A 14081-nucleotide genomic window follows, 5' to 3' on the forward strand; every position below is an offset into this window, starting at 1 on the left:
GAAATGGCTGATCGAGATAGGGGGATGTGGATTTTCGGGGGGAGTAGGGGGTGAATCCGTACAGATTCAGAGGGGCACGGCCTCTTGCGGCGGCGCAATGATGGCGGTGAAGGTGAGATCGCAATCGCTGGCAAGGCAGCGCCTGCAGGTCGGTGCTCCAACACAAAAATATCGCCGACCCGGTCTTCTGTGGGATCCGGCTTTTCGGCGATGCTGTCTGCAAGATCAATGCAAGGCTGGCTGGCCTTGTCACTCCTGGGGCTGCTCGGGCAGTTGAAGCGCTTTCAGTGCTGTTTCGGTTTCAGCCAGCTTGAGTTCCAGCGTTTGAACGAGCTCCTGCTGGTGCGTGACCCTGAGCTTGAGCAACCCGGCATTCTCCTGCGCCACCCGCAGGCGCTCCTCAAGCAAGGTGCTCGCATTCTCCAGCGTTCGCGCCTGTTGAATCTGCTGCTCGACACGTAGCCGCTCTTTATCCAGCTGCTCCTGCGCCAGCTTGAGCGCCTTCGCGGTTCCCCGGCTCTCCGCCAGCAGCCGCTCATTGTCACGATGCAACTGGGTGATCTCATCCTGACGCACCAGCGCACTCTGCTGGGCCTGGCGTAACTCCATCTGGACCTGCTGGATCTGCGCCTCATGCCGGCACTGTTCCTGATCGCGCTGGTCGCGGGCGGCACTGCGGAAGTGTTCCAGCGCCTCGCGGGCATGCTGATGCTTGTCCTCCAGAGAGCGGATCTGCTGGTCCTTGTCCTTGAGGCGCAATTCGTAGTCGCTGCAGGCCTGGCTCAGCCCGGCGTTGCGCGTCTGTTCGGTCTGCAGCATCGAGCGGGTGGCGAGCAGGTTGCGCGATTCATCGGCCAGGGCCACGCCCTGGATCTCGAACTGGCGCCGCTGCTGCTCCAACTGCTGGGTCAGCTCGACCAGTTGCGCCTGCCATTCGGCTTTTTCCGCCGCCAGTTGTGCCCGGGCTTGCTCGACAGGCTCACGAGCCTGCTCCTGGAGACGTTGCGCCAGCCGCGAGACCAGCTCCGCCAGCTCTTCGTCGAGTGCTTCACTTGGTGCCCCGCGTCGCAGGTCGCTGTCGTCCAGCTCCTTGAGATAGCGATGAATGGTGGTCTTGGAGCCGGTATTGCCCATCTCGATACGTACCGCATCGATGCTCGGGTGCTCGCCACGGGCGAGGATTGCCAAGCGTGCCGTTTGCACCACCGCCTTGTTTACGCCGCCGCGAGCCATATTCTCTCCTACGATTTCATACTGTGGTACGTACTATGTATTTACGTAGCATATAGATAAATACAACAAGTTGATATTTGAAATTATTAACACGGGATATACTGGTATTACCCCGTGTGATGGGTCACTTTCGCGGTTTGCTCCGCGGAATCAGTACGAATGCCGGGAATCGAGGCGATGAACGAGCTGGACCGTTACCTGCAAGCGGCGACGCGGGACAACACCCGTCGCAGCTATCAGGCCGCCATAGAACATTTCGAAGTGACCTGGGGCGGCTTCCTGCCGGCCACCAGCGACAGCGTGGTGCGCTACCTGATGGCACATGCCGGCGCACTCTCGATCAACACGCTGAAGCTGCGGTTGTCAGCCTTGGCGCAATGGCACAACAGCCAGGGTTTCGCCGACCCGACCAAGGCGCCGCTGGTGCGCAAGGTGTTCAAGGGTATTCGTGCCCTGCACCCGGCGCGGGAGAAGCAGGCCGAACCGCTGCAGTTGCAGCACCTTGAGCAGGTTGTCGTCAGTCTCGATGCGCAAGCGAGCCTGGCTTTGGCCGGCGATGATCGGCCGGCGCTGCTGCGTGCCCGGCGCGACAAGGCGCTGATCCTGCTGGGCTTCTGGCGCGGCTTTCGCAGCGACGAGCTCTGTCGCCTGGAGATCGAGCATGTCCGTGCCGTCGCGGGGTCCGGCATGACGCTGTACTTACCGCGCAGCAAAAGCGACCGCGACAACCTCGGCCAGACCTACCAGGCCCCGGCTTTGCAACGCCTGTGCCCGGTGCAGGCCTATATCGACTGGATCAACAGCGCCGCGCTGGTGCGTGGCCCGGTGTTTCGCGCCATTGATCGCTGGGGGCATCTGCGCGAGGGGGGCTTGCACGCCAACAGCATCATCCCCTTGCTGCGCCAGGCGCTGGAGCGCGCCGGGATTGCCGCCGAACACTACACCAGTCATTCCTTGCGCCGCGGCTTCGCCACCTGGGCCCACCGGAGTGGCTGGGACCTGAAGTCGCTGATGAGTTATGTCGGCTGGAAGGACATGAAATCGGCCATGCGTTATATCGAGGCCAGCCCTTTTCCAGGCATGGGCCTGATCGTCGAAAAGCCGGTGGATCAGGGCGAATAAGATTTCTTCTATTAATACTGCCTGTTCATAGCGAAAACCAATCGCGAGCATCAGCTTTGCCAATGAGCCAGGCTGCAAAAGAATGGCTAGGATTCTCCCATCAACTTCTCAACCCCTGACGGAGAGTCAACGATGCCTATCATCAACAGCCAAGTTAAACCGTTCAAAGCAACCGCTTTCAAAAACGGCGAGTTCATCGACGTTTCGGACGCTGACCTGAAAGGCAAATGGTCGGTCGTGTTCTTCTACCCAGCCGACTTCACCTTCGTTTGCCCGACCGAACTGGAAGACCTGGCTGACAACTACGCCACGTTCCAGAAGCTCGGCGTTGAAATCTACAGCGTGTCGACCGACACCCACTTTGCCCACGCGGCCTGGCACAACACTTCGCCAGCCATCGGCAAGATCCAGTACACCATGATCGGCGACCCGACCCTGACCATCTCGCGCAACTTCGACGTACTGATCGAAGAAGCCGGCCTGGCCGACCGCGGTACTTTCGTGATCAACCCGCAAGGCCAGATCAAGATCGTTGAACTCAACGATGGCGGCGTAGGCCGTGATGCTTCCGAGTTGCTGCGCAAGATCAAGGCTGCCCAGTACGTTGCCGCGCACCCGGGTGAAGTCTGCCCGGCCAAGTGGAAAGAAGGCGAGGCCACCCTGGCTCCGTCCCTGGACCTGGTTGGCAAGATCTAAGTTCATGAGTGATTCAAGGGCGGTCATCCGCACCTCATAAGTCAGCCGCACCGCCCAATAACGCCCGGGTGGTAATCACCTGGGCGTTGTTATTTCTAAAGTACTGAAAAAGGGAAATCGCCCGCATGTTGGACGCCAATCTTAAAGCCCAGTTGAAGTCGTACCTGGAACGGGTTACACAACCGATCGAGATCGTCGCCTCCCTTGATGACGGCGCGAAATCTCAGGAAATGCTCGCACTGCTCCAGGAAGTCGCCAGCCTTTCCACCCAGATCACCTTGTTGGACAACGGCACTGATGCGCGCAAGCCATCGTTCTCGTTGAATCGCCCGGGAGCCGAGATCAGCCTGCGTTTCGCCGGTATCCCCATGGGCCACGAATTCACTTCGCTGGTGCTGGCCCTGCTGCAAGTCGGCGGCCACCCTTCGAAGGCCAGTGTTGAAGTAATCGAACAGGTCCGCTCGCTCAAGGGTGAGTTCAACTTCGAGACTTATTTCTCGCTGTCTTGCCAGAATTGCCCGGACGTGGTCCAGGCGCTGAACCTGATGGCGGTACTGAACCCGAACATCCGCCACGTCGCCATCGACGGCGCGTTGTTCCAGGACGAAGTCAACGATCGCAAGATCATGGCCGTGCCAAGCGTCTACCTCAACGGTGTGAACTTCGGCCAGGGCCGCATGGGCCTCGAGGAAATCCTCGGCAAGCTCGACACCGGCGCGATTGAGAAGCAAGCGGAAAAGATCAGCGCCAAGGACGCCTTCGATGTCCTGGTGGTCGGCGGTGGTCCAGCCGGTGCGGCGGCGGCGATCTACGCTGCGCGCAAAGGCATTCGTACCGGTGTCGCGGCGGAGCGTTTCGGCGGCCAGGTGCTCGATACCATGGCGATCGAGAACTTTATCTCGGTCCAGGAAACCGAAGGGCCGAAACTGGCCAGCGCCCTGGAAGAACATGTTCGCCAGTACGATGTCGATATCATGAACCTGCAACGCGCCAGTGCCCTGGTGCCGGCGAAGAATGCCGGCGGGTTGCATGAGGTGCGCTTTGAAAGCGGTGCCAGCCTCAAGGCCAAGACTGTGATCCTCGCCACCGGTGCCCGCTGGCGTGAAATGGGCGTGCCGGGCGAGCAGGAATACAAGGCCAAGGGCGTGTGCTTTTGCCCGCACTGTGACGGCCCGCTGTTCAAGGGCAAGCGTGTGGCGGTGATCGGTGGCGGCAACTCCGGTGTCGAGGCGGCTATCGACCTGGCCGGTATCGTCAGTCACGTGACACTGCTGGAGTTCGACAGCAAGCTGCGCGCCGACGCTGTGCTGCAGCGCAAGCTGTACAGCTTGGCCAACGTCAATGTCGTGACCAGCGCGCTGACCAGTGAAGTCAAGGGTGACGGACAGAAGGTCAGCGGCCTGGTCTACAAGGATCGTGATTCGGGTGAGTTCCACACCGTCGACCTGGAGGGCATCTTTGTGCAGATCGGCCTGTTGCCGAACACCGACTGGCTCAAGGGCAGCGTCGAGCTGTCGCCACGTGGCGAGATCATCGTCGATGCTCGTGGCGAGACCTCGTTGCCTGGTATTTTCGCCGCCGGTGACGTGACTACCGTGCCGTACAAGCAGATCGTGATCGCGGTGGGCGAGGGTGCCAAGGCCTCCCTGAGTGCCTTCGACCATCTGATCCGCACATCCGCCCCGGCCTGACCTGTGGAGCGGAGCTTGTCCGCGAAGCTTCTAGCGGCCTCAAGGGCCTCTTCGCGGGCAAGCTCCGCTCCCACAGGTTCGGTAGTGCTTGAAGTTTGTATGGAAAAAGCCCCATGAATCGAGGACTCATGGGGCTTTTTCTTTACAGGACGCTATCAGGCTTCCTGCAGCGGCGCCGGCTGGATGATTTCAACCCAGTAGGCGTCCGGGTCCTTGACGAAGGCCAGGCTTTTCATGCGACCGTCGGTCAAGCGTTTCTGGAATTCGACGCCCAGCTCTTCGAAACGCGCGCAGGCGGCACGAATGTCCGGCACCGAGATGCAGATGTGGCCGAAGCCCCGCGGGTCGGTGTTGCCGTTGTGGTAGGCAAAATCCGGGTCGTTTTCAGTGCCGTGGTTGTGGGTCAGCTCCAGGATGCCCGGAATCGACTTCATCCACTGGGTCCGTTCGGCTGCATCGGCCGGGATCTGCGCCTTGTCCACCAGGGCGAGGAAATACAGGCTGAATTCCGCTTCCGGAAAATCCCGTTTCTCCACCAGGGAAAAACCCAGTACGCGGGTGTAGAAGTCCAGGGACTTGCTGGCATCCTTGACCCGCAGCATGGTGTGGTTGAACACGAAGCCCTGGGTGGCGGTGTCGGGTTGGGCGGTAACGCCGGGAAAGGTGTTCAGGTCTTGCAAGCTCATGGGCTCTCCGCACGGCAGGTGAAAAAAAGCGGGCGATCATGGACGCGGCAGGCAGGCTCGCCGGTTCCGATCCTGTGGGCTGGATCATACTGAAGCAGGGCGCGGGCGCCAAATTCGGACGAGCGGATTTTAGCCCCGGGCGCAGACGTGCCGGGTAATAGCGGGCTACTTCGATTTTTTCAGGAAGTTATAGCGAAGTGTATAAAACTTGTCGAAGAGGCATAAAGAAGCCCGCCGAAGCGGGCATTGGGGCGCTAATCCTTTAGCAGCCTTCATCCTGTAAGAATGCATGTGAAAAATCTGTGAAGAGCTTGAGCGGGTTTTTTTTCATCCGACAGACGTAATAGGCATAGGGCATTATCTCGGCTGACTGTGAGAAATTTTTTACATGCACTAAAAGCTGTCGAGGCTCCCAGGTTACGCTTAGTAACGGGTGCTGTGTCGGTTTGAGTTCTATATTCCCGACGTTCGTCGCCGAGCGGGAACTCTTGCCTGAAAGACTTGTCGTCGACATACGCGTTATTGTCGCCGTCGAGACGCCGTCCAGTATGATCTTGGACGAGCAGAAAAAAGCCCCGCATGGGCAGGGCTTTTGCGTTCAGGTGTAAAGTCAGCCGCGTAACCAGCTGTCAACGGTCGCGGCACCGTATTGTTCTTTCCAGGCTTTCAGGCCGCGGTGATTGCCGCCCTTGGTCTCGATCAGTTCACCGGTGTGGGGGTTCTGGTAAACCTTGACCACGCGGGCACGCCGCGGTTTGGGCGCGGCGGCGGGGAGTCGGTTCGGGTTCGGGTCGAGGATCGCGATGATGTCGCGCAGGCTCTTGTCGTAGGCTTTCATCAGGCCCTTGAGTTTTTCCTCGAACTCGATCTCCTTTTTGAGTCCGGCATCGTTCTTCAGGGCTTCCAGTTGGGCGAGTTGCGCTTTAAGGGCCAGTTCTGCGGCACGAAATTCGGCGAGTTTTGACAAGATGTTTATCTCCACGAGTTGTATTCGGCTGCCATCTACCTAAAACAAAACGACAAGCCAATGCTTGCAACGGCTTTCGTCACGCGTATGCACCTGGGTGTGGCAGTGCGGAAAGTTACTTATAAGCTTGAGGGCTTCCTATCAATTTACTGCTGACATGAAAAAGTGTAGTAGTTATCAGACCAAGAGTAAATAACGCGCGTTAGACGCTGAAGAAATACCGATAGACAAGTGTCGCTGACTTATTCTGATAGCGTGATTTTATCTTCTTGCCCGCCGACCTGCCGTTTGAAATTGTTAAGAAAGTCTTCTGCCGGCAACGGTTTGCCAAACAAGTAGCCCTGGAGAAACGCAACGCCCCGGGATGTCAGGTAGTCGCGCTGTACTGGCGTTTCGACACCTTCGGCAACGATGCCTAGTTCAAGCTTGGCGCTCAATTCGATGATGCTGTCGAGGATATGCCCGGACAAGGCGTCGGCGCCGATCATGGCGACGAAGCTCTGGTCGATTTTCAGGTAATCGACATTGAACTGGCGCAAATAACTGAGGCTTGAATGCCCGGTGCCGAAGTCGTCAATGGCAATCATCACGCCCATCTCGCGCAATTGGGCGAATAGTTGCTGGGCAACGGCGCTCGGTTCGATCAATTCCCGTTCCGTCAACTCCAGCACCAGGCGCATCTGGCCCGGGGCAAAGGCGGCAAGAAAGTCACGGCAGTCGTCCAGCAGTGCGAGATCCTGACAATGTCGGGCGGTGATATTCACGCCGACGTGAAAGCCGGGTTCAAAGGCCGCCGCGTGCGGGGCGAGGAGGGTGGCGGTCTGTTGCAGCAATGAACGGGTCATCGGCACGATCAGGCCGGAGTCTTCGGCCAGGGGAATGAACAGGTCCGGGCGCACCAACCCCTCACGGGGATGCTGCCAGCGCATCAGTACTTCCGCCCCGGCCCATTGGCGGCTATCGCTGCGCACCACCGGCTGGAAATAAGGAATGAATTCGCGGGCTTCGAGGGCTCGCCGCAGCTCGTGGGTCGGTGCGTTGGAGCGCTTTTGCAACCAGCGCGCGGTGGCCCCGGCGAGCACGCCGAGCACCAGGAGCAGTGCCATCGGGGCCGGATACTCCTTGCCGACGTAACGCCAGGTTTCTCCCGCGGGGAAACCGGCGCTGACGCTGAAGGGGAAGCGGCTGGAGGACACACGTATTTGTGCGACGGCAAACCCGGGGGCCGCGCCTTCGCGCACCTGGCCCTGGCCGGAGGTCCAGACATTGCCGACTTGCAGGTACAAGCCGGCTTCATGGCCGATCAGACGCAGGATATTAGCCAGGTGATACCCATCGATACTGACCATGGCCGCGCCCTTGCCGTCCTGCAGGCGGTAGACCAGCAGCGAGGACTTGGGGGTGACCGGGTTGCCGTTCATCAGCCAGAGTGTGCCGTCGACATAGTCGGCCGGGTCGACCGCCTCCTGATAAGGCCCGAACAAGGAGGTGCAATACAGGTTGTTGTTCCAGGCCAGGTTCGCGGCCCGGACGAAGGGGCGCCGGGTGACCTGCTCGCGCAAGGCCAGCTTGACGTCGTCGCAAGGCTGGCCGGCCAGGGGCAGGATGACATTGGCGGATTCGGCGGCACTGTCGAGCATCAGGTCGAACTGCTTCAGGGCTTCGCCGGCGGTTTCTCCGGCATTCTGGCTCAGGGTCCGGCCTGCTTGCCAATGCAGGATGGCGATCCCGGAGAGGATCGGCAGCAGGCCGATCAACAGGCTCAAGGCGTAACGGGCAATCCGGCGGCGAGAACCTTTAGCGGTCAATGGCATTGAAGTGAACCTATAAGGGCAATGGCGCCTGGAAACGCGATGCTTCGTAGGAGTGGTGCTTGTCGGATCGCCGCACCGCCGCGAAGCTTTTAGCGGTCTCACCGGTTTCTTCGCGGATAAATCCGGCTCCCACAAGGTAGGTGTCCAGCCTCAAGTGAGCAATATTGTGCCTGGGAACACGGCTGTTGCCATGATAGCCGGGCTGGCAGCGTTCGTACGCTCAGCGATAGTCGAATCGACTGGCCAGGTCGATAAAGGCCTGGGTCGCCGGGGAGACCTGGCGCCGGTCGAGCACAGCGATACCGATCTGGCGTATGACCGGTGGCGACAATGGCCGGCTGACGTAACCGGGGGCCGGGTGCTCCGGCAGGGATTGTTCGGCCACCACGCTTACGCCTTCGCCACGGGCCACGGTGGCCAGGGTGCTGAGCAGTTGCGCGGTACGGTAGCGGATGTCCGGCACCAGTCGCCGGGCCGCGAACAGTTGCGACACCAGTTCCCCGGAACCGGCTCCGGTGAGGATGAACGGGTCCTGGCACAGTGCCTTGAGTTCAATGGCCGACTGCTCACACAACGGGTGGCCGACAGGGAGCAGGGCGACCATCTGGTCTTCCACCAGGGCAAAGGTGTCGAAGCGCTCCTGCGGCAGCACCACAAACCCTACATCGATCCGCCGCTCTTCCAGCCATTGCAGCACCTGGCGGTCAGGGCCTTCGTCGACTTGCACCTGGATTCCCGGATGTGCCTGCCGGTAGCGGGCCAGCAGCGTCGGCAGCAGCTTGGTCGAGGAGGTCGGCCCGAACGAGCCGATGCGCAGGGTGCCGCGTTTCATGCCGCGGGCATCGGCGGCTTCCTGGCGCAAGGTGTCGGCCAGGCCGAGCATGGCCCGCGCCCGTTGCAGCAATTGTGCGCCGATATCCGTCAGTTCAACCTGGCCCTGGTGCCGGCGCAGCAACTCGACACCGAGCTCCTGCTCCAACCCCTTGAGGGCATGGGAAACCGCCGACTGGCTGATCCCCAGGCGCAGGGCCGCGCTGGTAAAGCCGCGCAGTTCGGCCACCAGGGAAAACACTTCCAGTTGGGTCAGGGTCATGAGCTTTTACTCATTTTACGATGAGTCGACATAAATAAAATAATGCGGGCAGTTTGACAACCGTCCTTCTCGATCCGTAGGAGAAACCATGCATACACAGGTATCCACCTTCACCGCCGGCAGCGACCTGCGGATCTATTTCAAGCTCGCCGGGGTTTCGATGATCTGGGGTGGGACTTTTGTCGCCGGGCGCCTCCTGTCCAGCGATCTCGCGCCGCTGCTGTTGGCCGGCCTGCGCTTCCTGCTGGCGAGCGTGATCCTGCTGGTGTTTATCGGAGTGATGCGCGTCCCACTGGTACTGCCGGACAAGAAGCAATTCGCGCAATTGCTGTTATTGGGCTTTTTCGGCATCTTCTTCTATAACCTCTGCTTCTTTTATGGCCTGCACTACATCAATGCCTCGCGGGCATCACTGATCGTCGTGCTGAACCCGGCGGTGCTCGGGTTGGCGTCGTGGTTGTTTTTCAAGGAGCGGCTGGGCACCGCGAAAGTCCTCGGCATAGTAGTTTGCATGGGCGGCGCGGGGCTGGTCGTCATCAGTGGCAACCGCACAGTGCTGGAAGGCGCGGCCCAGACCTGGATCGGCGACCTGCTGATCTTCGGCTGCGTACTGTCCTGGGCGGTCTACTCGCTGTTCTCGCGTAACCTGACCCGGGTGCTGGGCCCGCTGACCACCGTGACCTATTCGATCTGGCTCGGTACGGCGATGCTCTGGCTGGCAACCTGGATGCGCGGGGAGGCGAGTCTTGCGCTGGTTGAAAGCTTGAATCCTCAGCAACTGCTGAGCCTGGTCTACCTCGGTGGCCTGGGTTCGGCGCTGGCCTACATCTGGTATTACGATGGCATCCAGCATATCGGCGCGACGCGGGCTGGCGTGTTTATCGGCCTCAATCCATTGACCGCGGTAATCTGCGGCGCGCTATTGCTGGGCGAGCAATTGACATTGAGCATGTGCCTGGGCGGCGGGCTGATCCTGGCGGGGATCTACCTGTGCAACCGGCCGGCCTTTCAGTTACCCGGGAGGAAATGAAAAGGGATACGGACAAACCGGGTTACGCCATGTAGAATCTGGTTACGCATATAAGAATAACGTCTTCTGGCAGCAGAAGCCTCGCCCTGAGAGACTGGGTCGACATGAAGATACTTGGGTTCCAACTGATCTACGGCGATTTCCTTGCCCGCAGTGTGCGGGGAATTTCCTGTGCGCCACCCGCCAACGTCCGCATTGATAGCAACTAACTGACCGTTACTTGATAAAAATGATGAGGCGTCACCATGACCGATATCTTCGAAAACCCGATGGGCCTGATGGGCTTCGAGTTCATTGAATTCGCATCGCCGACCCCGAACACCCTGGAGCCGATCTTCGAGATCATGGGCTTCAGCAAGGTCGCGACCCACCGTTCCAAGGACGTGCACCTGTATCGCCAGGGCGCGATCAACCTGATCCTCAACAACGAGCCCCACAGCGTGGCATCGTACTTTGCCGCCGAGCACGGTCCGTCGGTGTGTGGCATGGCTTTCCGCGTGAAAAACGCCCAGCAAGCCTATGCCCGTGCCCTGGAACTGGGTGCCCAGCCGATCCATATCGCCACCGGCCCGATGGAACTGAACCTGCCGGCGATCAAGGGCATCGGCGGTGCGCCGCTGTACCTGATCGACCGTTACGGCGAAGGCAGCTCGATCTATGACATCGACTTCGTCTTCCTCGACGGCGTCGACCGCAATCCCCCGGGCGCGGGCCTGAAGATCATCGACCACCTGACCCACAACGTCTATCGCGGGCGCATGGCCTACTGGGCGAATTTCTACGAGAAGCTGTTCAACTTCCGCGAGATTCGTTACTTCGACATCAAGGGCGAATACACCGGCCTGACCTCCAAGGCCATGACCGCGCCGGACGGCATGATCCGCATCCCGCTGAACGAAGAGTCGTCCAAGGGCGCGGGGCAGATCGAAGAGTTCCTGATGCAGTTCAACGGCGAGGGCATCCAGCACGTGGCCTTCCTCACCGACGACCTGGTCAAGACCTGGGACCGCTTGAAGACGATCGGCATGCGTTTCATGACCGCGCCGCCGGAGACTTACTACGAAATGCTCGAAGGCCGCCTGCCGAACCATGGCGAACCGGTCGACGAACTCAAATCACGCGGGATCCTGCTCGATGGTTCCTCGCAAGAGGGCGACAAGCGCCTGCTGCTGCAGATCTTCTCGGAAACCCTGATGGGCCCGGTGTTCTTCGAATTCATCCAGCGTAAAGGCGACGATGGTTTCGGCGAGGGCAACTTCAAGGCGCTGTTCGAGTCGATCGAGCGAGACCAGGTTCGCCGTGGTGTACTCGCGACCGAGTAACGCCCCGTTTTCTAAAGGCATACGCAACCCCTGTAGGAGCTGGGCTTGCCCGCGAAGGCGTTCTCAAGGACGCTAAAAGCTTCGCGTGCAAGCCCAGCTCCTACAGGACGGTGTGCTCTGGCTCAGCCAAACAACCCCGCCGCAATATTGATCGAAAACCCCAGAATCGCCGTATTGAACAGAAAACCGATCAACGATTGCGCCAGCACCACCTTGCGCAATGCCTTGGTGGCTACGCCCACGTCCGAAGTTTGCACGGCCACGCTAATGGTGAAAGAGAAGTACAGGAAGTCCCAATAGTCCGGATGTTTCTCGCCATCGGCAAAGCGCAGGGGCGACTCTTCAGGATCGCCCAGATAAAACTGCCGCGCATAGTGCACGCTGAAGATCACTCCGATCAGCAACCACGAGCCCATCACCGTCAGCCCGGTAAAGCCGTAATGCAGCAGGCGAGTGTGCATCTCCAGGTCCTTGCTGCCCGCCAGTTCGACGGTGATCGCGGCCAGGCTGGCAATCGCCGCAATCGACACGATCAACAGCACCGTCCCGGCATTTTCATCCTCGCGCTCGACGAAGCGTTGCACGTCTTCGGGGCGCGAGCGCACGGTCAGCCAGAGCATCATGGCCAGGTAGGACCAGACACCGATATTCCAGCCGACGAGGATCTTGGTCAGTGCCGGACTCGCCGGAGCCAGCGCTCCGACGGCCAGGCCGAGGAGGGCGGCGATGGTCAGGCGTGGATGGGTTCGGGCGAGATGGGGCATTGGCGCTCTCTGTTTTCAAGTATCCGCGCACCTTAACATGGACCTCGCCCTACATAATCTCCGCGCACCCGTGCAGCGAATCCGATGAACTCGGGTTCCTCGTTCTGTCATATCCCGCCCGCCCCGTCCCGTGTCTCGCCGCCTGCAGCGCAAGGCGCTTTGCCACTCCCGTGAAAGCCCGGCCATCAGGTGGTGAAATTGCCGCGAACACCCGAGAATTTATTTAAAAATCAATAAGATTCACCCGAGGATTTTTCCTTTATCTGTCACCGGAACTTGAGAAGTTCTCATTCATGGCCTCACCCCACAAGTCGTCTGGAACTAAGGCGACGCCTTGAGAGCCATGACGTCAAGAACGAGCAAGTCACTCAACGTACGAACACGACGAAAGGAGATTCTTCATGTTTAAGCGCAATGTTCTCGCAGTTTCCCTGACCCTCGCTGCCCTGTGCTCCGCACAAGCGGCCATGGCCGCTGTCAACGGCGGTGGCGGTACTCTCGCGGCTCCGTTCTACAACACTTCCGGTGTTCTGCCTTCTGGTTTTGCCGCTTACATCGGTGTTGGTAGTGGCGCGGGTAAACTCGCGTTTCTGAACAACGATGCAACCCAGTTCGGCCTGCCCGCCACCACCAACGTGCACTGGGCTGGTAGCGACTCGAAACTCGCGACTACCGATATCTCCACTTACAACACCAACCACGGCGCGGCCTGGGGCCCACTGATTCAGGTGCCTGCAATGGCGACTGCGGTGACGATTCCGTTCAACAAGGCCGGTGGCAACCTGAACCTGACCACTGACCAACTGTGCGGTATTTTCTCTGGTCGTCTGGCGGACTGGAGCAACGTTACAGGTTCTGGTCGTACCGGCACCATCACCGTGGCCTATCGCAGTGACAGCAGTGGTACCACTGAACTGTTCACCCGTTACCTGAACGCCAAGTGCACCAATCCGCTTGATGGTTCTTTCGCAATCACCACGACCTTTGCTGGCAGCCACACCGCCGCCAAAGGCGTCAACCCTCCAACCGTCATCACCGCCAAGGGCAGCCCGGCTGTCATGTCCCTGGTAAACAGCACCGATGGCGCCATTACTTACATGAGCCCAGACGTTGCAGTGACCACCACGGCCGGTCTGGACGATGCGACCAAAATCGCCACCATCAACAGCGTTGCCCCCAACCTCGCCAACGTCGGTACCGCCGTCTCCGGTGTCACTCCACCTCCTTCGGCCAACCGTGCCGATCCTAACGCTTGGGCACCGATTTTCGCTGCAACGACCAACCCTAGCGATCCAAGCGTTTTTGCTTTCCCTGCGACCGGCTACCCGATCATCGGCTTCACCAACATGATCTTCAGCCAGTGCTATGCCGATCCAACCCAGACTGCCCTGGTGCGTTCGTTCCTGACTCAGCAATACACCACGACCAACGACGCGGCAGTGACAGCCAACCGTTTCGTTCCGCTCTCAAGCGCGTTCAAATCCGCCGTGCGCGGCAGCTTCCTGGCCTCCGCCAGCCCTCAGTACGTCGGTAACACCAGCGTCTGCAACGCCATCGGTCGTCCGCTGTAACCCTCGCGTCAACGTAGCGCAATACCCGGTCAGCAACGGTGCAAGCCGTTGCTGATTTTTTGCGTATGCCTACAACTCGATATCGCTCATAT

Annotated in this window: 12 protein-coding genes; 6 read left to right on the forward strand and 6 right to left on the reverse strand. The window is 59.7% G+C overall.

Translation table 11 applies throughout. The features are described from left to right. Positions 1–249 precede the first annotated feature (249 nt). Complete coding sequence (locus M5B96_RS06100; protein WP_248795805.1) at positions 250–1233, reverse strand: DNA-binding protein; 984 nt, start codon at positions 1231–1233, stop codon at positions 250–252. Positions 1234–1410: 177 nt separating this feature from the next. Here M5B96_RS06100 and M5B96_RS06105 point away from each other — a divergent pair, with 177 nt between their 5' ends. The 3 genes from M5B96_RS06105 to ahpF all read left to right on the forward strand — a co-directional run bounded on the left by M5B96_RS06105 (position 1411) and on the right by ahpF (position 4742). Next, a complete protein-coding gene (locus tag M5B96_RS06105; protein ID WP_248795806.1) occupies positions 1411–2355 on the forward strand; it encodes a site-specific integrase in 945 nt (314 codons plus the stop codon). A 132-nt stretch (positions 2356–2487) separates the two neighbouring features. Next, a complete protein-coding gene (ahpC, locus tag M5B96_RS06110) occupies positions 2488–3051 on the forward strand; it encodes an alkyl hydroperoxide reductase subunit C (protein WP_248795807.1) in 564 nt (187 codons plus the stop codon). A 125-nt stretch (positions 3052–3176) separates the two neighbouring features. After that, a complete protein-coding gene (gene ahpF, locus M5B96_RS06115; protein ID WP_248795808.1) occupies positions 3177–4742 on the forward strand; it encodes an alkyl hydroperoxide reductase subunit F in 1566 nt (521 codons plus the stop codon). Between the two features lie 155 nt (positions 4743–4897). Here the strand turns inward: ahpF and gloA are convergent, their stop codons facing one another. The 4 genes from gloA to M5B96_RS06135 form a co-directional block, all read right to left on the reverse strand. Continuing rightward, complete coding sequence (gene gloA, locus M5B96_RS06120) at positions 4898–5428, reverse strand: lactoylglutathione lyase (protein ID WP_248795809.1); 531 nt, start codon at positions 5426–5428, stop codon at positions 4898–4900. 610 nt (positions 5429–6038) lie between these two features. Beyond that, positions 6039–6395 carry a histone-like nucleoid-structuring protein, MvaT/MvaU family gene (locus tag M5B96_RS06125; RefSeq protein WP_248795810.1) on the reverse strand — a complete coding sequence of 119 codons (357 nt, stop codon included), beginning with the start codon at positions 6393–6395 and terminating at the stop codon, positions 6039–6041. A 242-nt stretch (positions 6396–6637) separates the two neighbouring features. Continuing rightward, positions 6638–8209 carry an EAL domain-containing protein gene (locus tag M5B96_RS06130; protein WP_248795811.1) on the reverse strand — a complete coding sequence of 524 codons (1572 nt, stop codon included), beginning with the start codon at positions 8207–8209 and terminating at the stop codon, positions 6638–6640. A gap of 220 nt (positions 8210–8429) precedes the next feature. Then, positions 8430–9302, reverse strand: coding sequence for a LysR family transcriptional regulator (locus tag M5B96_RS06135; protein ID WP_248795812.1), 873 nt, complete (start codon positions 9300–9302; stop codon positions 8430–8432). Positions 9303–9390: 88 nt separating this feature from the next. Between M5B96_RS06135 and M5B96_RS06140 the strand changes: the two genes are divergently transcribed. Continuing rightward, a complete protein-coding gene (locus M5B96_RS06140; protein ID WP_248795813.1) occupies positions 9391–10332 on the forward strand; it encodes a DMT family transporter in 942 nt (313 codons plus the stop codon). A gap of 245 nt (positions 10333–10577) precedes the next feature. Then, positions 10578–11654, forward strand: coding sequence for a 4-hydroxyphenylpyruvate dioxygenase (gene hppD / locus M5B96_RS06145; RefSeq protein WP_248795814.1), 1077 nt, complete (start codon positions 10578–10580; stop codon positions 11652–11654). 122 nt (positions 11655–11776) lie between these two features. Here the strand turns inward: hppD and M5B96_RS06150 are convergent, their stop codons facing one another. Beyond that, positions 11777–12418, reverse strand: coding sequence for a DUF1345 domain-containing protein (locus tag M5B96_RS06150; protein ID WP_248795815.1), 642 nt, complete (start codon positions 12416–12418; stop codon positions 11777–11779). Positions 12419–12819: 401 nt separating this feature from the next. On the opposite strand from M5B96_RS06150, the gene M5B96_RS06155 reads away from it, so the two are divergent. Further along, entirely contained in the window at positions 12820–13989 is a 1170-nt protein-coding gene (locus tag M5B96_RS06155; protein ID WP_248795816.1) for a substrate-binding domain-containing protein, read from the forward strand. The last annotated feature ends 92 nt before the right edge of the window (positions 13990–14081 follow it).

The sequence above is a fragment of the Pseudomonas sp. MWU13-2105 genome, assembly GCF_023242315.1.
Taxonomy (GTDB): Bacteria; Pseudomonadota; Gammaproteobacteria; order Pseudomonadales; family Pseudomonadaceae; genus Aquipseudomonas.

Coding starts and splice junctions, on each gene's coding strand:
- gloA (WP_248795809.1), bottom strand. CDS start 5,428: ATGAGCTTGCAAGACCTGAACACCTTTCCCGGCGTTACCGCCCAACCC.
- M5B96_RS06130 (WP_248795811.1), bottom strand. CDS start 8,209: ATGCCATTGACCGCTAAAGGTTCTCGCCGCCGGATTGCCCGTTACGCC.
- M5B96_RS06155 (WP_248795816.1), top strand. CDS start 12,820: ATGTTTAAGCGCAATGTTCTCGCAGTTTCCCTGACCCTCGCTGCCCTG.
- ahpF (WP_248795808.1), top strand. CDS start 3,177: ATGTTGGACGCCAATCTTAAAGCCCAGTTGAAGTCGTACCTGGAACGG.
- M5B96_RS06105 (WP_248795806.1), top strand. CDS start 1,411: ATGAACGAGCTGGACCGTTACCTGCAAGCGGCGACGCGGGACAACACC.
- hppD (WP_248795814.1), top strand. CDS start 10,578: ATGACCGATATCTTCGAAAACCCGATGGGCCTGATGGGCTTCGAGTTC.
- M5B96_RS06135 (WP_248795812.1), bottom strand. CDS start 9,302: ATGACCCTGACCCAACTGGAAGTGTTTTCCCTGGTGGCCGAACTGCGC.
- M5B96_RS06150 (WP_248795815.1), bottom strand. CDS start 12,418: ATGCCCCATCTCGCCCGAACCCATCCACGCCTGACCATCGCCGCCCTC.
- ahpC (WP_248795807.1), top strand. CDS start 2,488: ATGCCTATCATCAACAGCCAAGTTAAACCGTTCAAAGCAACCGCTTTC.
- M5B96_RS06140 (WP_248795813.1), top strand. CDS start 9,391: ATGCATACACAGGTATCCACCTTCACCGCCGGCAGCGACCTGCGGATC.
- M5B96_RS06100 (WP_248795805.1), bottom strand. CDS start 1,233: ATGGCTCGCGGCGGCGTAAACAAGGCGGTGGTGCAAACGGCACGCTTG.